Below are 18,133 nucleotides of genomic sequence, written 5' to 3'. Positions count from 1 at the left end.
GGCGTTACACCAACTCTCTTATGCTTTTTGTTAGCTCCAGGCTCGCTTCGATCTCAGCGCGCTTTGCCATGACGCTTTCTATATTTATGCTTAAATTTAGCCCATTTTCATCGCCAAATTTCTTTAGCTCGCACCAAATTTCTTTGATGATCTCGCAGCTACTAGCTAAGTAGTCAGAGCTGAAATTTAGCCTCTCCTCAACCGAGCTTGGCACGCTCACTCCGAGCCATTTGATAAATTCAAGCGTTTTTGCATTGCCAGCTGTGCTAAATGTAAGAAATATCGGCTCGCTTATCTTTACAGCCGCGCAATCCTCTAAAAATTTACGCGCTAGCTGTGCGTCAAATATCGCTTGCGATATGAAAAATTTAGCCCCAGCTGCGATCTTTTCACGCATCCTTTGTGGCTCATCGCCCTTTTTACCGTGACGCTCTGCGATACAGACGCCGCCTACTGCTAACTCTTTAAATTCGCTAGCTATCTCGTAGGCGCGAGCTAAATTTAGCCTCACTTTTTGCGTGCTAGAAGTTGCCCCCACTAGAACGTTTAAATTTGAGCTTTGAGCCTTAAGTGCTGCGCGAAATTCATCCTCGCCGTATCCGCTAGCCACGCGGTAAAATATACTAGGTGTTGCGACGTTTAGATACTTTTTGTAGTAAATTTCTGGGCTTAGCGTCCCACTAAACTCAAATGTCCTCTCGCTATCATTTCTCTCGCTCTCGTCTTGCACCTCGTAAAGCACGAGTCCGTCGGCCTTGATATCATTTATCCGCCAGCTCCAGCGCTCTGAGATCTCACGCAGCTTTGCCTCTTCAAATTCAGCCTTTGGCGGCGTAAGGCCATATAGCACGAGCCCTTTTTCTTTATTTAAAATTTTCTCTTTTAGCATTTTCTCACTTTTGAACTAGATCAGCCCTCATCACCACGCCAACAGAACTTTTTGACGACATGCAGACAAACTCGTCTTTTAGGTATTTTGCATCGGCTCGCCAAAAGCTCACGATATTTGCCACGTCGGCATTTTGCTTTTTAGCAGCTATCATATATCTTTTTATGACGGCGACAAAAGCCTCTTGGCAATAGCCCTTTATATCTCCGCTATCAGTGATAAATCTTTGAACCTTTACATTTGCCTTTATGACGCTTTTATTTTGGTCGTTTGAGCCAAATTCAAGCCTCACATTTTCAAAGCCTGCTAGCTCTTTTTTGGCAGCTTCTAAATTTAAAGCCTCACTGATACTATAGATATTTGTTTGCTTGTACGCACCTTTGTTGAGTGGTATAGAGTGGCGTCCAGAACTACATCCGGACGCAAATATAACTAATATTACAAATAGAAAAATCCTTTTCATTTTTCAAATCCTTTTTAATTAAATTTTATAGACCTCTTACGATCTTGACAGCTTCTACCATGTTTTTAAGGCTTGGCTCGACCTCTTCCCATTTTCTGGTTTTTAGGCCGCAGTCTGGATTGATCCAAAGTTGCTCTTTTGGCAAGACTTCAAGCAGAGCTTTGATCTGAGCGACAATCTCCTCGACACTTGGCACGCGTGGGCTGTGGATGTCGTAAACGCCAGGTCCGACCTCTTGTTTGTAGCCAACGGCTTTGAAAATTTTAAGTAGCTCGTTGCCGCTTCTTGCAGTCTCGATACTGATAACATCAGCGTCCATAGCCTCAATGGTCTTAATAATATCGTTAAATTCAGAGTAGCACATATGCGTGTGGATCTGAGTTTTTGCTTCAGCCGAGCTTACTGAAAGCTTAAAGCAATCAACCGCAAATTTCTCATAAGCTGGGATATTTTCAGCTCTTAGCGGATAGCCCTCTTTAAAAGCTGCCTCATCGACTTGGATCACTCTAATGCCTGCGTTTTGAAGGTCTGCGATCTCGTCGTAGATACAAAGCGCAAGCTGTTTTGCCACCTCGCTTCTTGGAAGATCGTCACGCACAAAGCTCCAGTTTAGCATCGTTACAGGACCTGTTAGCATGCCCTTCATTACGTGTTTTGTGATGCTTTGAGCGTATTTCATCCACTTAACTGTCATCGGCTCTGGGCGACTTACGTCACCAAAGAGAAGTGGTGGCTTGACGCAGCGGCTGCCGTAGCTTTGTACCCAGCCATTTTGGCTAAATGCATATCCGCTGATCTGCTCGCCAAAGTACTCAACCATGTCGTTTCTCTCTGGCTCACCATGTACTAGCACGTCTAGGCCGATATCTTCTTGGAATTTCACGCAGTGATCGATGTATTTTTTGATGCCTGCTTCATAAGCGGCCGCGTCGATCTCGCCTTTTTTGAAATTTTGGCGAAGTACGCGAAGATCAACCGTTTGAGGGAAGCTACCTATCGTTGTTGTTGGCAAGATGCCGTATTTTAATGTTTCGCGTTGAATTTTGATGCGGTCTTCAAATTTCTCGTCACGCTCAAATTTGCTTAAATTTTTGATACGTTTTTGAACGCTTTCAGAGTGGATGAGCTTTGAAGTGGCGCGAGTTTTAACGGCATTTTTGTTCTCTTCGTAAATTTTTGTTTCGCTCTCATCAAGTTTCTCGCCATTTGCTAGTTTTGTGATGATCTTGATCTCATCAAGCTTCTCAACTGCAAAGCTTAACCAGCTTTTGATCTCAGGGTTTAAATTTTCTTCATATTTTAGAGTGTATGGCACGTGAAGAAGTGAGCATGAAGTGCCGATGTAAAAGTCTTTGCCGCCTATTTTTTCTGAAATTTCACCTACAAGTTTTACTTTTTCGTCGATGTTGCTTTTCCAGATATTTCTGCCGTCTATCACACCTACAAATAGCGTCAAATGGCTATTTTTGATAGTCTCAAGTGCTTCAAAATTTCTCTTACCGTGGATGAAGTCAAGTGCGATGCCGTAAATTTTAGTTTTAGCCACTTCGCTAACTGCCTTGATCGCATGCTCAAAATATGTCGCAAATACGATCTTAACGTTATTTGCAACGCCTGTTAGCTCGTTATAAACCTTTGTTATTAGTGGTAAAAGTAGCTCTTCGTTTTTGTCAGTTACAAAGATCGGCTCGTCAAACTGCACCAGAATTTCATCATCAAGCTTAGAAATTTGCTCAAGCAGCTTTTTGTACTCGCCTACAAGTGCGTCAAGGTGCTTAAATGGGCAGCTGCCGTCAGTCGTCTTTGAAAGAGCCAAAAATGTGATAGGGCCGATCAAATTTACCTTACCTTTTATGCCGTTAGCCTTCGCCTCTTTGTATTCATTTAAAATTTTGTCCGCTTTTAGGCTAAATTTACTCTCACTGCTAAGCTCTGGCACGATGTAGTGGTAGTTTGTGTTAAACCACTTTGTCATCTCCATCGCAACGCCGTTTTTGTTGCCTCTTGAGCAAGCAAAATATTGCTCCAAACCGCTTAAATTTGCAAATCTTGGAGGTGTAGCGCCAAAAGCGATGATGTTATCAAGCATTAGGTCGTAAAATGAAAAATCATTAACGCTAATAGCCGAAATGCCAGCGTCTTGTTGATATTTCCAGTGTCTTTGACGAAGCGTCTTTGCAGTCTCTTGCAAATTCTCTTCGCTAAAGCCCTCTTTACCAGCCCAAAAGCCCTCTAATGCGCGCTTTAACTCTCTTTTTTCTCCGATTCTTGGAAAACCTAAAACATAACTTTTTATCATTTTTATCCTTTTTAAATTTAAATTTATACTAAAAACTGTGCAAGGCACAAAATTTGTCACACCACATGCGGTGGATGACACCCGCTTCTTCTTAAACTAAAGTAAAATTTATAAAAAATCCTACTAAAAAGATCCTTGCCAAATTTCAAACACTGCTTAGTTTTATTTTTAAAAATGCAGTTACAATGCAGCGGACCTGCTAGCAAAAATGGATTTATATCAATGTGAAAAAATGTAAAATTGTTTAAAAGTTTGCGTGTTTTTTGAAAATCGCTGATATGTTTTTTGCCGAGATTAACGAGCTTTATGCATGGGACAAGGCATCAGCGTTTTTCCTTTGTAGTGAATTTTTGCCGCATTATAAACGCTCTTTGCCAAATTTTTGTTTAAATTTGGGCGCTACTAAATTTCACGCCCAAAACTTTTAGTCTTTTTTACCTTTGTTTAGGGATTTTAGCTTAGCGTCCATGTCGGCCGTAAGCATAGTAAAGACCTTGTTTGTAAGCTCCATTGTGAGATCTTTAGCCTCTTGCATAGTCTTTTTACTAAATTCATTTAAGAGTTTATCAGCTTTTTTCTTATCTTTTTTATAAATTTTGACGTACTCATCTTCAAATTTAGCCTGTTTTACAGCCAACTCTTTTTCAAATTTAGCATATGCCTCTTTAACCACTGGCGAATACTTCTCATAGTCAGTCATCACAAGGGTTTGAAGCTTTCTATAAACCCAGTATATCGAAGTATCATCAGCGTCATATGAGCCATCTGAGTAGCCTTTTATAAAGCCATCAAGCCCCTCGTAATACGGCAAATAAACGCTAAGATCAGCCATGCCAAGAGCTACGTAGGTCACACGGCCGATCTCTTTTGGTAGCCACGGGCGCACCTGCATGACGTGAGACTCGTATGTTCTAAAGACGCTTATAGCGCGGTAGATGTTTTTCTTATCTTCATCTTTGCTAGCGTAGTTATCAAACGCAGTGCCGTCGTAGTGGGCTCTCATCGCAGCTTTTAGATCTTCAACACTTAGTTTTTTCTCTGGTTTTAAAAATACTGGGAATTTCTGACCATCGGCGAAGTCTTGTTTTAAGCTTGGGTTAAACATGCTTTGCACCCAGCAAACACGTGGGTAGTTGTAAGTCACATCTCTCTCATCGTCCCTTGTATAGGCCTTTGTGAAGTTAAATTCGCCATCTTTTGCAGGGTCATAAGTCTTGTTGTCGATCGCAAATTTGATGACATCTTTTGCTCCCATGAAATTTGGATCATTTTCTTTGTAAGCGTGAAGTCTGCCTTGGTTTGCAGTGACGAAGTACTCATCTTGTGGGATCTTCGAAGCGATCCATTTATGGCCTGTGCCAGTTTCAAAGTACCAAAGCTCGTTTGCATCGACAAATACCACACCAAAGCCCTCTCCAGCGCCTTTTGTCTCAACTATCTCGCCAAGAAGCTTAACGCCCTCTTTTGCACTTTTGATGCGTGGCAAAAGCACGTCTGGGATGTCATCTTCTGTGATGCCAGTCTCTTCGTTGTATGGATCAACTTTTAAAAGCTCATCTTTTGCGTAGATGGTCTCAGTGCCACTAAGTCCAACGCCAGCCTCGTTGTAGCCAACTGCTCCGTGAAGTTTTGTGTGTGAGTTTGCGATGGTTGTGTATCTCATGCCATCTTTTGGGAGCGGATATGTAAAGTCATTTGCGCCGTCATGTGCCTTTGAGCTGTGCATGCCAGTTTGATTTTTCGTAGCTGGGTGTATCAAAAAAACTTGAGCCTTTATAGCCTTGCTATCAGCGCTTCTAGCCACTAGCATAGAGCCGTCGTTTGAAGCTTTATCTCCTACTAAAATGGTAGTGCATGCCAAGCTACTTGTGCCTAAAATCGCACTCATAGCGACGATTGATGCAAGAATTTTCCCTTTCATTTTTACTCCTTTAGTAAAATAAATTTCTTATATGTGATTATATGCCAAATTTAATAATTTAATTATAAATTTTAAAACTTTTTTAAGTTAAATGTAAATTTATTGCAAATTTTGTCTAAGTGAAATTTAAATTTTCTAAAGGATTTTTCGCTATAATCCAAATCTTACGCACTTGCGTATAAAATTTCAAAAAGGATTAGCATGCCAAAGATGAAAACCGTTCGCGGTGCTGCTAAGCGCTTTAAAGTAGGTAAAAATAAGATAAAAAGAGGCTCTGCTTTTAGAAGCCACATCTTAACAAAAAAACCTACTAAGCGTATGAGAGATTTGCGTGGCCCAAAATACGTGGACAGCACAAATGTCCCAGCCGTTCGCAAAATGCTCGGCGTATAAGCAGCTGTAGATTTAAGTTTTTGACAAAAAAGTCATTCAAACTCCCCCAAATTTAGGGGCAAGACTCACTTTGTGAGCGCCAATTTGTAAAAGGATAAATATGGCAAGAGTAAAAACAGGCGTAGTTAGAAGAAGACGCCATAAGAAAGTTTTAAAGCTAGCACGTGGCTTTTTCAGTGCTAGACATAAACACTTTAGAAAAGCTAAAGAGCAACTAGAGAGAAGTTTAGTTTATGCATATCGCGACAGACGCCAGAAAAAACGTGATTTCAGACGTTTATGGATCGTTCGTATCAATGCAGCTTGCAGACTAAACGACATTAGCTATTCAAGATTTATCAACGGCTTAAACAAAGCTAACATAGAACTTGATAGAAAAATTTTAGCTGATCTAGCTATGAATGACGCGAAGGCATTTGCGGCACTTGCAAAACAAGCAAAAGATGCTTTGAAATAAAACCTTTTCTCCGCTTCGGCGGAGATCTTCTTTTTTATACACTTTAAAATTTAATAACAAAACCTCTATAAAACTCTTTGTTTTACACAAAATTTGATATGAAATTTAAATTTACTACCCGCGACCTTTATAAACTACTAGTCAAATTTAACTCCCAGCAGCCAAATAGCTAAATTTCAATACTAGTATCAAAGCAGTGTTTCACCGCTCCGCTAAATAAGATTTTGCCGTTTTCAAGCCTAAGTCCAAGCTCCTCGCCGCTTTTTGGATAAACTTTTAGACATTGCGCTGCGTTTAAATTTAAAGTAGCGCCGTAAAAGCAAGCCGCCATGCCAGTGCCACAAGCTAGCGTCTCGTCCTCCACGCCCCTTTCGTAGGTTCTTACTTTTAAAACTCCGCCATCAAATTTGGCTAAATTTACATTTGCATTGTATTTTTGGCGAAGCGCCCTGCACTCATTGACGTCAAATTCCTCTAAATTTTGCGTGAAATTTACAAGATGAGGCACGCCAGTATCGTAAAAGTACCAAGTTTTGCCACCTTCGTTTAGTGGTTCGCTTAAAATTTTTGGACTTGTTAGCACGACCTCGACGCACTCATCTTTCACACTTGCCATCACCTCGCCGCTGCCAGTTAGCAGAGCAAATTCGCTTGAACTTACAAGGCCGTTTAGATAGGCATATCTAGCAGCCGCGCGCGAGCCGTTGCCACACATCGCAGCGTAGCTTCCGTCACTGTTGTAAAACTCCCATTTCACGCCCTTTTCGTAAGGCAAAAGCACGATGAGCCCATCAGCTCCCACGCCGTTTGTTCGGCTGCAAATCTGCCTTGCAAGCTCGCTTCTATCTTTGCTCAAAAATGTGTGAAATATGACAAAATCATTGCCGCTGGCGTTGTATTTTGAGACTTGCATGAGCCATCCTTTTATTTTTTGTTTGATTTTACTAAAATTTAGATAAGAATTATTAATAAATTTAAAGGAGCCACTTTGAAGAGCTACATCTTAAATTTAGAAAAAGAGTTTTCTTTGATAGAAAATGGCTTTAAAGAGCAAGAAAGAAGGGCTTTGGCTGACTATAAAGCAAAGGGAGCTGCGCACTGCAAAGGGCTTGCATACCTAGCATACGGCTCGAAGCTCTATCAAGTGCGGATGTACGCCGTTTTTCTCTTTGGACACCTATCAGATAGCGAAGAAATTTTGGCATTTATGAGAGATGAAGTCTCAAAAGATGAAAACTGGAGGGTTCAAGAGGTGCTGGCAAAGGCGTTTGACGAGTTTTGTAAAAAAGTTGGCTACGAGCAGGCACTTTTAACGATCGATGAGTGGCTAAAAACTGGCAATGCAAATGCAAAAAGAGCCGTAAGCGAGGGGCTTAGGATATGGACAAACAGGCCTTATTTTAAAGATAACCCAGATGAGGCGATTAGGCGCCTAGCCAGCCTAAAAGAAGACGAGAGCGAGTATCTTAGAAAGTCAGTTAGCAACGCAATAAAAGATATAAGCAAGAAATTTCCAAATTTAGTAAAAGCTGAGCTTGATAGCTGGAATTTGGGTAGTAAAGAGGCCATGCAAACATATAAATTTGCTAGTAAATTTATCAAGAAATAGCGCCGATCTGCTTTAAAAATTTCTCTAGCTCCAGCTTTAAATTCTCCATGTCGCTGCTATTATCGATAACAAATTTTGCCATTTTTTTCTTTTGCTCGATGTCCATCTGAAGCTCTACTCTAGCTTTTGCATCCTCTAAGCTTAAACCATTTCGGCTCATTAGACGGCTTAGCAAAAGCTCTTTTGGCGCGTAGATCACGGCTACATTTTTAAACTCAGCGTAACGCTCCTTTTTTTCAAAAAACAAAGGGATATCGACAAAATAAACTTGCCCCAAACCCTCAAGCTGCGAGGCTTTGAAAAAAATTTCAGCTTTTATCTTTGGATGTAAAATTTGCTCTAAATTTTTAAGCTTTTTTGGCTCACAAAAGACGATGGCACCAAGCTTTTTGCGATCTATCTTGCCAGTTTCACCCAAAATTTGCTCGCCAAACTCACAAACGATCTCGCCTTTACAAATTTCAAGCTGTTCGTGTGCGATCACGTCTGCGTCGATCACACTAAATCCTCGCTCTTTTAGTAAATTTACAACCGTGCTTTTGCCACTAGCGATCGAGCCTGTGATGACGTAGGCGTTTGGAAATTTCTGCAAAGTCGCTCCATTTTTGAAAATTGATAACAATTTTAGCAACTTTTGGCTAAAGTTTTAAAAAATAACCAAAAGGGCGAAAATGATAAGTTATAAAGATGCCGGAGTTGATATAGATGCTGGAAATAGCTTTGTTGAGGCGATCAAGCCTTTCGTAAAATCTACGCAAACACCAAACGTCATAGGCGGCATCGGATCATTTTCAGGTGCGGTCAGACTGCCAAGCGGATATAAAAATCCAGCCATTTTAGGTGCCACAGACGGCGTTGGCACGAAGCTTCGTCTAGCTATCGACGCTAAGAAATTTGAGGGCGTTGGCGAGGATCTAGTCGCTATGTGCGTAAATGACCTCATCTGCAACTTCGCCACACCACTATTTTTCCTTGACTATTACGCGACTGCTAAGCTTGCGATAGAGAGTGCCAAAGAGGTGGTAAAAAGTATCGCAAATGGCTGCAAAAAGGCGCAGTGCGCGCTGATAGGCGGTGAGACAGCTGAGATGCCGTCTATGTATGAAAAGGGTGACTTTGACCTTGCTGGATTTGCCGTGGGTATCGCTGAGGCTGACGAGATCGATAGGAGTAAATTTGTAAAATCTGGTGACGTTTTAGTCGCACTTCCTAGCAGCGGTTTGCACTCAAATGGCTTCTCTCTTGCAAGAAAAGTTGTAAGCGAGCTTGGGCTAAAATTTGATGAAAAAGTGGGTGATAGAGCGCTCATCGACGTGCTTCTTGAGCCAACTAGAATTTACGTGAGCGACTTTTTAAAATTAAAAGATAAGATCACAGCTATGGCGCATATAACTGGTGGCGGCATAGTAGAAAACTTGCCTCGCGTCTTTCCTGCTGGACTTGGTGCGAAGGTGCAAAAAAGCGCTATAAAAACGCCTGAAATTTTTAAAATCCTTGCGCAAAAAGTAGAAGATAGCGAGATGATGAGGACCTTTAACATGGGCGTTGGCATGATCCTTGTTGTGCCTAAAGAAAACGTTGATGCTGTGCTAGCAAATAGCGATGGCTACGTGATCGGCGAAGTGGTAAACGGCAAGGGCGTAGAGCTAGTTTGATGCACACAAATAGTGTAAAACGCCTGCAAAAAACCAAAAATAAGAGCTTTTTTGACCTTAGCATCTATCAGTTTTTAGGCATGTTTGGCGTGCTAGAGAGCGATATCAAAAAGCTTGATTTTTATGAGTATTGGTGTGAGGTCTCGAGAGGATCAGGCATGCTACCTATCATGCAAGACAACAGCGAGGACGGCAATCTTTACGATGAGAGCTGTGAGGTGATTGACTGCCTTATCTACCTATATGACTGGGAGAAATTTAGCCGTATCTACATAAACACAGGAAAATAACTTGGCAAAGCAAAAGGCAAAAATCGCACCGATCTGGGCTAGAGTAAAGGCCTCTATCATCGATCTTTTTATCATCGGTATGCCGATATTTTACGCCACGACCTATCTTTTGCTTGACGGCAAAGAGGCGTTTTTGCACAACCAGCTTGCGATCTTTGGCGTAAATAGCCTCATCTCATTTATAATGTGCCTTTTTTTTAGCATAAAGGCACAAACTCCAGGCTACAAAGCGCAAGAAATTTATCTCATAAATTTACAAACTGGCAAAAAGCTAAGCCTTCTTCACGCGATCTTGCGCCAAATTTGCTTTGCATTTGCTGGCTTTAGCATCATCGGACTTTGCCTTTGCTTTTTTAGAAAAGACAAGCTAAATTTACACGACATCATAACCCATTCAGCTGCAGTGCAAAAATCAGTTTAAATTTGCTTCGCTCCGTGCCAAAGTAGGCTTTTTTTGCGCCTAGCTTTGTGTCGATACTCTCTTTTATGACCTGACAAATATACTCTTTAAAAAGCCCTATGGCCTCCTCTAAGCTTCTTATCCTTTGCAAGGTAGCAAGAAGCGACGCCAAGAAAGTGTAAGCAGGCTAATCTATGCGCTTATTTTTTATCTTAGCAACAGCTTTATCACAAAATAATGCACATTTATCAATGTAAATTTAGCTTATGAAGTTTTGTTTCGAATTTTTAGTCATAAATCGCCTAAACTAGCGAGTTAAATAGAAAAAACAAGGTCAGAAACGAGAAAATTTAGTTACAAGCCACGAAAAATTTTTGATTAAATTTAGGGTGAAATTTAAGCACTCTGCGAGTAGAGCCTGACTTCGTTTATCAAAAACTCATAGACTCTTTGCTGCACTAAAATTTCCTCCTCGCAGCCACTCATCAAGCGGCGAAGGTGCGAAAAGTCTATCTTTTTAGCATATCTTTTGTGGTCTTTCATATCTTTATCTATACATAAAAGAAGCGTGTCAAGCGTGATCCTATCGTTTCTTTTGACCCTTGCGACGTACTCTCTAACGGTTTGAATTAAGAAGTCTTTTCTAGTCTGATCGTTTTCATAAATTTCATTTACGATGTCATTTAAGATGGAAAAATCATCCTCGTCTGGGTCAAATTTAGCTGAAATCATAGCAGCAAAAATTTTTGCACGAAACTCTAAAGACTTGTGATGATAGATGAAAAAATCCCTAAAAGCCGATAAAAAACGAAGTTTGATCTTTCCTGGCATTGCCCTACTTTTGGTAAAATTTATGTGAGATTATATACTCTTAAAGCTAAATTTTTAAAAATGTAACTATAAAACTAAATTTAAGTATAGTTTTTGTATGATTGCGAAGCTCCTTCTTAGACCTGTGCAATGCTTTTTATGAGCACCGCTTCAGGGTGGGAACACAGCAGAGCACTTGTATTAAGTGTGTGCCGCAGTCATCTGAGAGGGGGTCTTTCTAAACCAAAATGCTCATTAAAATCATCGCAAATTTCTAAAAAATCCACTCCATCGATCTTAGGTTTTTCGCTAAAAAATTTATACATATTATTAAAGCCATCAGTTAGCTCTTTTGACTTGACGCCGTAGCTTATGGAAATTCCAGCTTCGATGTAGGCTGAGAGCTTGTCGCAGTATTTTAACGCTTTGCCGTCGATCGGGTTAAATTTATCCTCATTTACGTTCTCCATAGTCCCTTCGTGGCAGATGATCTTGCGCTCGAATGTTCTATTTTCAAACTCATCTTTGATAAATTTCTCGCCATCTTTTCTGATACCAAGGATGTAGCTAAACTCATCTTTGATCTTTTCAGGCACAAATGGCAAAATCCTCTCATCAATAAGCCTCATCTCATACTCGCTGATGATCTCATTTAGCCCCTTTACGCCGTATTTTACAGGGCTTATGATATCCCTTGTAAGGCTCTCTGGTAGGTCGTGAAAAAGGGCGCAAAAGAAGTTATTTTCCAAGCGTTTTTTACAAGCTTTTGCTTTTAGTGAGTAAAAATAGCTAAGTATCGCAACAACTAGCATATGTCCTAAGACCGCAGTTTCAGGGATACGAGGCGTTTGTGCCCAGCGCTTTTGAAACCTTAGCCTGCCACTTAGATCAACAAGGCGGGCTAGTTTTTGGTTCATAGCGATCTTTCTAACGCCAATTAACTCGTAGTAATCCTCCATCTCCTCCTCAACCTTCGCCTTAAGCTCGTCGATATCGCTTAAAAACTGGCTCGTTTGATAGACGATAGAAAATTCCCACCTCGTGGCAAGATAGCTCGCCGCTTTTAAGATGAGGCGCTCTTTTTCGTGGCTTTTGTCGTTTTTATAGTGGTTTTTAAATCTCTCCAAAAACTCGCCTCCCTCAATATCTGAGATGAGCGTCTCAAGGTTACTTAAAACCCAGCTATTTATCTGCTCTTTTTTTGTCTTTTGGATGTGGTGAAAGACGTCAGGGCGTATGTCTGTGACTACGACCCTGCTTAAAAACTCAAAAATTCCAGCCTCGATGATGTAGTTCATATCGGCATTTTGCTCTTGTTTTGCTATGAAATAAGCGATGATAAATTTATGAGCCTGCTTGTCAAGCTCGACTAAATTTGTCATCTTTGGATAGTCGTTCCAACGTGATATAGATGCTGCTTTAAAGATATGTTCTATAAGCTTAGCACTTATCATTATTTATCCTTTTTGACTACTTTTGGCTTCTTATCATCGGCGTAGCTTATCTTTCTAAAGCCCTCTTTGTTTGAGCTTCTTTTTGGCTTGTCATCTTTTTTAAATTTATCATCTCTGCTGCCTCTACTGCTAGCGCGATCGCTTGTGCTACGTCTCTCACGTGGCTTGTCGCTAAAGCTTCTCTCCCTACTTCTTGGAGCGTATTCTTTCTCTTCAGCTGGCTTTTTTACCACTAGATCAGAGCTGATCTCGATAACCGTATGGACATTTCCACGTGGGTTAAAGTCGCCAACTATCTTCATAAATTTAGGCTCAAGCTTTTTCTCTAAAACAGAGTAAATTTCATTTATACTATCTTCGTGGCTGATGTTGCGGTTCATAAAGCTATTTATATAAAGCTTTATCGCTTTTAGCTCGACAACTAGCTTATTTGGGATATACTCAAGGTATATGGTCGCAAAGTCAGGATAACCAGAGCGAGGGCAAAGGCAGCAAAACTCAGGCAGAGTGATCTTTATGACATAGTCCCTTGTTTGCTTATTTTCCCAGACCTCAAGGTCACTCTCTACGTCAAATTCTTTTAAAATTTTCTCGCCATACTTCATCTCTTCGCTCATTTTTTATCCTTTTTCTTTTATATATCCAAGTGTTTAACGTCTTTTGCGTGATCTTGGATGTAGTTTCTTCTTGGCTCGACTTCATCGCCCATGAAGAGATTAAACGTATCAGAAGCGCTTATAGCGTCGTTTATATCGATCTTTAAAAGTCTTCTGTTCTCAGGGTTCATCGTAGTCTCCCAAAGCTGCTCAGGGTTCATCTCACCAAGACCTTTGTAGCGCTGGATATATGCACCTTTTTTCGCATTTTTCTCTACTTCATCAAGCACGTCTATAACGTCACTATGCAAGTCTAGACCACGCTCTTTTATCTTTTGGCTGATATAAAGCGCCTCTTCGTAGAGTGGATTTGTAAATAAATTTTCATTTACCACAAGCTCTTCTAGGCCGCTCTCTGTTTGGACATAAATTCTAACCTCATCTTCGCTAACGTAGTGATTTAGTATGTTATGACCCTCAGCTTTTAAAAAATCTCTTAAAATTTCAAAAATTTCATTGTAACTTTTTGATACGATGTCTGGATTTTCTATCATATAGCGGATCGCTGAAAGGACATTAAAGCGTTTTTCAAGCTCTTTTAAGACGCTTCTATAAGCTGCAACGATTTTTAAAAAGTCGATGAGATCAGCACTACCGATACCCTCTATATCAACGCCTTCGATGCCAGTTTCGATAAGAAATTCGTTTAGCGCCTTTTCATCTTTTAGATAAATTTCTTTCTTACCTTTTTTATAGCGGTAAAGTGGCGGCTGAGCTAGATAAATGTGGCCGTTTTCTACAACTTTATTTAAAAATCTAAAGAAGAAAGTTAAAAGCAGTGTCTGAATGTGGCTACCATCGACGTCGGCGTCGGTCATGATGATGATCTTATGATATCTAAGCTTTTCAGCGTCAAATTCATCTCCAATACCGCAGCCTAGCGCTGTTATCATATTTTTTATCTCATCAGACTTTAAAATTTTATCTAGTCTTGCCTTTTCAACGTTTAGAATTTTACCCTTAAGCGGCAATATCGCTTGAAAAACTCTATCACGTCCTTGTTTTGCAGAACCGCCCGCAGAGTCGCCCTCCACTAGGTATAGCTCGCTAATTACTGGATCTTTACTCTGACAATCAGCTAGTTTGCCAGGGAGCGTGCCTACGCTCATGCTCTCTTTTTTACGAGTTAGATCCCTAGCTTTTTTAGCCGCCTCGCGACCACGAGCTGCCATTAGAGCTTTATCCATTATCGCTCTTGCTTCGATAGGATTTTCTTCAAAGTACTTTGTAAGCACGTCAAAAACCATCTTTTGAACGATAGGTTTTACGTAGCTTGAACCTAGTTTGCCCTTTGTTTGTCCCTCAAACTGCGGCTCTGGCACCTTTACGCTTACAACTGCTATAAGTCCCTCGCGGATATCTTCGCCAGTTATCTTTGTATCTTTTTCACGTGCAGCAGCGTTTGCTTGAACGTAGTTTGTGATAACTCTTGTAAGGCCCGCTCTAAAGCCAGCTTCGTGCGTACCGCCATCTGGAGTTTTGATGTTATTTACAAAGCTTAGTAAATTTTCACTATAAGTGTCGTTATAAAGCAAGGCAAAATCAACCATAACATCATCTTCGCCGCCACTAAATGAGACTGCTTTACTAACAGCATTTGCCTTGTTCATATCAGTTACAAAGCTCTCTAACCCACCCTCGAAATGAAAGCTCTCACTTCTGCCATTTCTTTGATCTTTGAAATTTATAGTTATCTTTGGGTTTAGATAGGCTAGCTCGCGAAATCTTTTTACTAAAATTTCATCATCAAATTCAGTCACTTCAAATATGCTATCATCTGGCCAAAACTCGACTTGCGTACCTGTGCGGTTTGTAGTTTTTATCACTTCAAGATCGCTTTGTGGGATACCTTTTGCAAATTCTTGTCTATGAAGCTTGCCATCGCGTTTGATATTTACGATTAGCTTTTTAGAAAGGGCATTTACAACAGATACACCAACGCCGTGAAGACCGCCAGAGACCTTATAAGTGTCCTTGTCAAATTTACCACCAGCGTGAAGCACAGTTAGAACAACAGTCGCAGCTGAAATTTTCTCAGTCGGGTGCATATCTACTGGGATACCACGTCCATTATCGCTAATGATCGCTGAGCCCTCACGTGTAAGCTCAACATCTATCGTATCGCAGTATCCTGCCATCGCTTCGTCGATAGAGTTATCAACGACTTCGTAGATCATGTGGTGAAGACCGCTTATGTTAGTATCGCCTATATACATGCCTGGGCGCTTCCTAACCGCCTCAAGCCCTTTTAGTACTTTAATATTTTCTGCGCCGTAATTATTTTCCATCATAAACCTTTTTTAACTTATATATTTAATGGACTTATAACCGTTAGAAGCTCTTTTGAGCTAACAACGAAAGGTAAATTTTTATCTTTAAATCCAAACTCAAATTTCTCATCTTCTATGCTTTGTAAGAAGTCTATTAAATTTCTATTTTTTACATTTATGCTGATATCTTCTTCAAGCCCAGTTTGAAACTCTATCATCGTTTTGGCTTCAGAGTTGTCCTCTATGATGCTCTCAAACGTGATGCTCTCTTTTGAAAAAGTTATCTTCATCTGATCGCTTAGCATCGAGATAGTTTTGATGCCTTCAACCATCTTATCTCTGCTTAGCTCAAATCTTATAGCAATATCTTTTGGTATAACGCGCTCATAGTCAGGGAATTTGCCGTTTATCAGTTTTGTGAAAAACTCAAAATTTTGGCTTTGAGCGATGAGGACGTTTTCGTCATAGTAAATTTCTATCTTGTCGAAAAATAGCTTTTGAATTTCATTTATCGCTTTTTTAGGGATGATCAGTGAAAACTCATTGCTCGCTTCATTTGCAAATTTAAATACAGCTAGCCTTTTTGTATCAGTACCGACTATATTTATATAGTTTTGTTTTATGTCTAGTAAAGCGCCGTTTAGCTCAAATTTAGGGTTGTTGCTATCGATGCACGGCAAAATTTTCTTTAAGCTTCTGCCTAGCATTATGGCGTCTATGTCAAATTTAGCCTTGCCTTCTATCGTTGGAAACTCTGGGAAGTCTTCAAATTTATACATAGGAAGTTTGTATTTTGAGTTTTTTTGCTTGATGTAAAGATAGTTATTAACAGTTTCAAGCGTTACCTCTTCATCTTTTAGACTTTTTATGATGTCAAGTAGCTTTTTACCATTTGCAGTCGCATAGCCCTCATCAACTATCTTTGCGTTGCTTAGTTTATATGCTAGTCCTATCTCGTGATCAGTTGCTTTTATGTTTAAAACTCCATCTTTTGCAGAGATATAGATGTGAGAAGTTATAGCACTAAGATCTCTTTTTTCGAGATATGGATTAGTGTTTGTTACTATGCTCTCAAGCATGTTTTTGTTTATTAAAACCTTCATTAAATACTCCCTCTTATTTTTAATTTTCTTTTTGTTGTATTAGTTGGTAGCGTGAAAGTGTGAAAACCATCTTTTCTCACGCCAACATCGTTATTTAAAATGTGAAAAGAATTTTTCATTTCTTCACATTTATTCACGAATTTCATTCTGTTTTTATCCTTTTGTTAAAATTTTGTTCTTTATCTCAGTCACTCTGAGGTTGAAAATTTCGTTGCTCTCCATGAGCTCGTTTATCTTTTTTATATTGTGACTAACGGCGCTATGGTCTTTCATACCAAAATAGTTTGCGATTTGTGGCATTGAATTTGTTGTAAGCATCTTTGCAAGGTAGATGATGATGCGTCTAGCCTCGACGATGTTTTGCACTCTTGACTTGCTTTTTATGTCGCTTGGCTTGATATTTAGCTCTTTGCTAACGATCTCTATAATGGTCTCTAAATTTATATTTTCGTGCTTCTCTTTGATGAGATCTTTTAGTGTGTTTTTAGCAAATTCAAGTGTTATCTCAACTCTCATCAAGCTTGCATAGGCGTTTAAATTTATGATAGCGCCCTCGATCTCACGGATATTATCGCCCATGTTTGTAGCGATGTAGTCGATCACTTCTTTGTTTAGATAAATTTTGTCAAATTCACATTTTTTGATGATGATAGCTATCTTTGTATCAAGCTCAGGTGGCGTGATATCAGCCATTATGCTTTGCTCAAACCTAGACTTTAGCCTCTCATCAAAGCCTTTTAGTATCTTTGCTGGGCGGTCTGAGGTCATGACGATCTGACCTTTTTTGGCGATGAGCTCGTTAAAGGTGTTGAAAAACTCCTCTTGAATTTTATCCGTCTTGCCAAGAAACTGCACGTCGTCTATTAGTAAAACATCGCAGTTTCGGTACTTTTCACGAAATTTAGTCATCGAGTGGCTATTTAGATGCGTGGTAAAATCAATCATAAACTGATCGCTCGTCACGCAGATGACTACTTTGCCTTGATCTAAGCAGTAGTTGCCAACTGACTGAAGCAAGTGCGTCTTGCCAAGACCAGTTGTGCCGTATATAAAAAGTGGGTTGTAAAGCACGCCAGGCTTGTCCGCAACTGCTTTTGCGTTTAAAAAAGCAAACTGATTTGAGTCGCCACAGACAAAATTTTCAAATGTATATCCAGGGTTTAAGATGCTGCTTTGCGCCTTGATCTGCTTTACATTTACTTGGTTTTGTTTTATGTTTTTTAGCTTTGTTTGGCTAGTTATCTCGACTTCTGGCTTTTTGCCGGTTTTTACTTCATAAAGGTAGGCGATCTTTTCTGCATATCTAGTTTTTATAAATTTAGCCATTAATTCACTCGTGGCGTTAAAAACTATAAAATCTTCGTTTGAAGCCTTTTCGTTAAATTTTAATTGTTTGATGTAGCAGTCAAATTCATTAGCTGATATTTTTGTCTGTAAAAGCTCTAAAATCTCGTCTGCTAGCAA

At 39.9% G+C, this 18,133-nt stretch carries 18 protein-coding genes and 1 other RNA gene; 7 read left to right on the top strand and 12 right to left on the bottom strand.

What is annotated here, in order from left to right:
• Positions 1 to 4 precede the first annotated feature (4 nt).
• The 4 genes from CVT00_RS00095 to CVT00_RS00080 form a co-directional block, all read right to left on the bottom strand.
• The gene (locus CVT00_RS00095; RefSeq protein ID WP_107915120.1) at positions 5 to 889 is read right to left on the bottom strand and encodes a methylenetetrahydrofolate reductase; all 885 of its coding nucleotides are present in this window, start codon (positions 887 to 889) and stop codon (positions 5 to 7) included.
• A gap of 4 nt (positions 890 to 893) precedes the next feature.
• Complete coding sequence (locus CVT00_RS00090; protein ID WP_035169741.1) at positions 894 to 1,352, bottom strand: hypothetical protein; 459 nt, start codon at positions 1,350 to 1,352, stop codon at positions 894 to 896.
• Positions 1,353 to 1,377: 25 nt separating this feature from the next.
• On the bottom strand, positions 1,378 to 3,651 hold the full coding sequence (metE, locus tag CVT00_RS00085) for a 5-methyltetrahydropteroyltriglutamate--homocysteine S-methyltransferase (protein WP_107915122.1): 2,274 nt from the start codon (positions 3,649 to 3,651) through the stop codon (positions 1,378 to 1,380).
• 424 nt (positions 3,652 to 4,075) lie between these two features.
• Complete coding sequence (locus CVT00_RS00080) at positions 4,076 to 5,572, bottom strand: C69 family dipeptidase (protein ID WP_103557852.1); 1,497 nt, start codon at positions 5,570 to 5,572, stop codon at positions 4,076 to 4,078.
• Positions 5,573 to 5,773: 201 nt separating this feature from the next.
• Between CVT00_RS00080 and rpmI the strand changes: the two genes are divergently transcribed.
• Complete coding sequence (rpmI, locus tag CVT00_RS00075; RefSeq protein ID WP_004317422.1) at positions 5,774 to 5,965, top strand: 50S ribosomal protein L35; 192 nt, start codon at positions 5,774 to 5,776, stop codon at positions 5,963 to 5,965.
• Between the two features lie 100 nt (positions 5,966 to 6,065).
• Positions 6,066 to 6,422, top strand: coding sequence for a 50S ribosomal protein L20 (gene rplT / locus CVT00_RS00070; protein ID WP_009295119.1), 357 nt, complete (start codon positions 6,066 to 6,068; stop codon positions 6,420 to 6,422).
• 169 nt (positions 6,423 to 6,591) lie between these two features.
• Here rplT and dapF read toward each other — a convergent pair whose 3' ends face one another.
• Positions 6,592 to 7,335 carry a diaminopimelate epimerase gene (gene dapF / locus CVT00_RS00065; RefSeq protein ID WP_107915124.1) on the bottom strand — a complete coding sequence of 248 codons (744 nt, stop codon included), beginning with the start codon at positions 7,333 to 7,335 and terminating at the stop codon, positions 6,592 to 6,594.
• Between the two features lie 75 nt (positions 7,336 to 7,410).
• Here dapF and CVT00_RS00060 point away from each other — a divergent pair, with 75 nt between their 5' ends.
• Complete coding sequence (locus tag CVT00_RS00060) at positions 7,411 to 8,031, top strand: DNA alkylation repair protein (protein ID WP_107915126.1); 621 nt, start codon at positions 7,411 to 7,413, stop codon at positions 8,029 to 8,031.
• Here the strand turns inward: CVT00_RS00060 and coaE are convergent.
• Positions 8,021 to 8,623 carry a dephospho-CoA kinase gene (coaE, locus tag CVT00_RS00055; RefSeq protein ID WP_107915128.1) on the bottom strand — a complete coding sequence of 201 codons (603 nt, stop codon included), beginning with the start codon at positions 8,621 to 8,623 and terminating at the stop codon, positions 8,021 to 8,023. The two genes, CVT00_RS00060 and coaE, sit on opposite strands and share 11 nt — an antisense overlap.
• A gap of 79 nt (positions 8,624 to 8,702) precedes the next feature.
• Between coaE and purM the strand changes: the two genes are divergently transcribed.
• From purM to CVT00_RS00040, 3 genes are read left to right on the top strand one after another with little or no spacing between them, the layout of a single operon-like run.
• The gene (gene purM / locus CVT00_RS00050) at positions 8,703 to 9,686 is read left to right on the top strand and encodes a phosphoribosylformylglycinamidine cyclo-ligase (protein ID WP_107915130.1); all 984 of its coding nucleotides are present in this window, start codon (positions 8,703 to 8,705) and stop codon (positions 9,684 to 9,686) included.
• Positions 9,686 to 9,976, top strand: coding sequence for a hypothetical protein (locus CVT00_RS00045; RefSeq protein ID WP_103557847.1), 291 nt, complete (start codon positions 9,686 to 9,688; stop codon positions 9,974 to 9,976). Before purM ends, CVT00_RS00045 begins: the two co-directional genes overlap by 1 nt.
• 1 nt (position 9,977) lies before the next feature.
• Positions 9,978 to 10,397, top strand: a complete 420-nt coding sequence (locus CVT00_RS00040) for an RDD family protein (protein WP_103557846.1) — start codon at positions 9,978 to 9,980, stop codon at positions 10,395 to 10,397.
• A gap of 375 nt (positions 10,398 to 10,772) precedes the next feature.
• On the opposite strand, the gene CVT00_RS00035 is transcribed toward CVT00_RS00040, so the two are convergent.
• Complete coding sequence (locus CVT00_RS00035; RefSeq protein WP_103557845.1) at positions 10,773 to 11,207, bottom strand: hypothetical protein; 435 nt, start codon at positions 11,205 to 11,207, stop codon at positions 10,773 to 10,775.
• A 113-nt stretch (positions 11,208 to 11,320) separates the two neighbouring features.
• On the opposite strand from CVT00_RS00035, the gene ffs reads away from it, so the two are divergent.
• An RNA gene (gene ffs / locus CVT00_RS00030) (signal recognition particle sRNA small type) lies at positions 11,321 to 11,418 on the top strand.
• Here ffs and CVT00_RS00025 read toward each other — a convergent pair.
• The 5 genes from CVT00_RS00025 to dnaA form a co-directional block, all read right to left on the bottom strand.
• Positions 11,405 to 12,640 (bottom strand): HD domain-containing protein, encoded by a 1,236-nt coding sequence (locus CVT00_RS00025; protein ID WP_103557844.1) that lies wholly within the window; start codon positions 12,638 to 12,640, stop codon positions 11,405 to 11,407. The two genes, ffs and CVT00_RS00025, sit on opposite strands and share 14 nt — an antisense overlap.
• Entirely contained in the window at positions 12,640 to 13,257 is a 618-nt protein-coding gene (gene queF, locus CVT00_RS00020; RefSeq protein ID WP_230853761.1) for a preQ(1) synthase, read from the bottom strand. Before queF ends, CVT00_RS00025 begins: the two co-directional genes overlap by 1 nt.
• 17 nt (positions 13,258 to 13,274) lie before the next feature.
• The gene (gyrB, locus tag CVT00_RS00015; protein WP_021087013.1) at positions 13,275 to 15,584 is read right to left on the bottom strand and encodes a DNA topoisomerase (ATP-hydrolyzing) subunit B; all 2,310 of its coding nucleotides are present in this window, start codon (positions 15,582 to 15,584) and stop codon (positions 13,275 to 13,277) included.
• A 17-nt stretch (positions 15,585 to 15,601) separates the two neighbouring features.
• Complete coding sequence (dnaN, locus tag CVT00_RS00010) at positions 15,602 to 16,669, bottom strand: DNA polymerase III subunit beta (protein WP_021088742.1); 1,068 nt, start codon at positions 16,667 to 16,669, stop codon at positions 15,602 to 15,604.
• Between the two features lie 153 nt (positions 16,670 to 16,822).
• Positions 16,823 to 18,133 carry a chromosomal replication initiator protein DnaA gene (dnaA, locus tag CVT00_RS00005; RefSeq protein WP_002940543.1) on the bottom strand — a complete coding sequence of 437 codons (1,311 nt, stop codon included), beginning with the start codon at positions 18,131 to 18,133 and terminating at the stop codon, positions 16,823 to 16,825.

This window comes from Campylobacter concisus, assembly GCF_003048675.2.
Taxonomy (GTDB): domain Bacteria; phylum Campylobacterota; class Campylobacteria; order Campylobacterales; family Campylobacteraceae; genus Campylobacter_A; species Campylobacter_A concisus_F.
The sequence above is the reverse complement of the archived record's forward strand: the minus strand, read 5'-3'. Positions and strand labels throughout refer to the sequence as shown.

Bases quoted from the DNA above. Each gene is read 5' to 3' on its own strand.
- CVT00_RS00090 (WP_035169741.1), bottom strand. From the start codon at position 1,352: ATGAAAAGGATTTTTCTATTTGTAATATTAGTTATATTTGCGTCCGGA.
- gyrB (WP_021087013.1), bottom strand. From the start codon at position 15,584: ATGGAAAATAATTACGGCGCAGAAAATATTAAAGTACTAAAAGGGCTT.
- rplT (WP_009295119.1), top strand. From the start codon at position 6,066: ATGGCAAGAGTAAAAACAGGCGTAGTTAGAAGAAGACGCCATAAGAAA.
- metE (WP_107915122.1), bottom strand. From the start codon at position 3,651: ATGATAAAAAGTTATGTTTTAGGTTTTCCAAGAATCGGAGAAAAAAGA.
- rpmI (WP_004317422.1), top strand. From the start codon at position 5,774: ATGCCAAAGATGAAAACCGTTCGCGGTGCTGCTAAGCGCTTTAAAGTA.
- purM (WP_107915130.1), top strand. From the start codon at position 8,703: ATGATAAGTTATAAAGATGCCGGAGTTGATATAGATGCTGGAAATAGC.
- queF (WP_230853761.1), bottom strand. From the start codon at position 13,257: ATGAGCGAAGAGATGAAGTATGGCGAGAAAATTTTAAAAGAATTTGAC.
- CVT00_RS00045 (WP_103557847.1), top strand. From the start codon at position 9,686: ATGCACACAAATAGTGTAAAACGCCTGCAAAAAACCAAAAATAAGAGC.
- CVT00_RS00095 (WP_107915120.1), bottom strand. From the start codon at position 889: ATGCTAAAAGAGAAAATTTTAAATAAAGAAAAAGGGCTCGTGCTATAT.
- CVT00_RS00080 (WP_103557852.1), bottom strand. From the start codon at position 5,572: ATGAAAGGGAAAATTCTTGCATCAATCGTCGCTATGAGTGCGATTTTA.
- dapF (WP_107915124.1), bottom strand. From the start codon at position 7,335: ATGCAAGTCTCAAAATACAACGCCAGCGGCAATGATTTTGTCATATTT.
- CVT00_RS00035 (WP_103557845.1), bottom strand. From the start codon at position 11,207: ATGCCAGGAAAGATCAAACTTCGTTTTTTATCGGCTTTTAGGGATTTT.
- dnaN (WP_021088742.1), bottom strand. From the start codon at position 16,669: ATGAAGGTTTTAATAAACAAAAACATGCTTGAGAGCATAGTAACAAAC.
- CVT00_RS00025 (WP_103557844.1), bottom strand. From the start codon at position 12,640: ATGATAAGTGCTAAGCTTATAGAACATATCTTTAAAGCAGCATCTATA.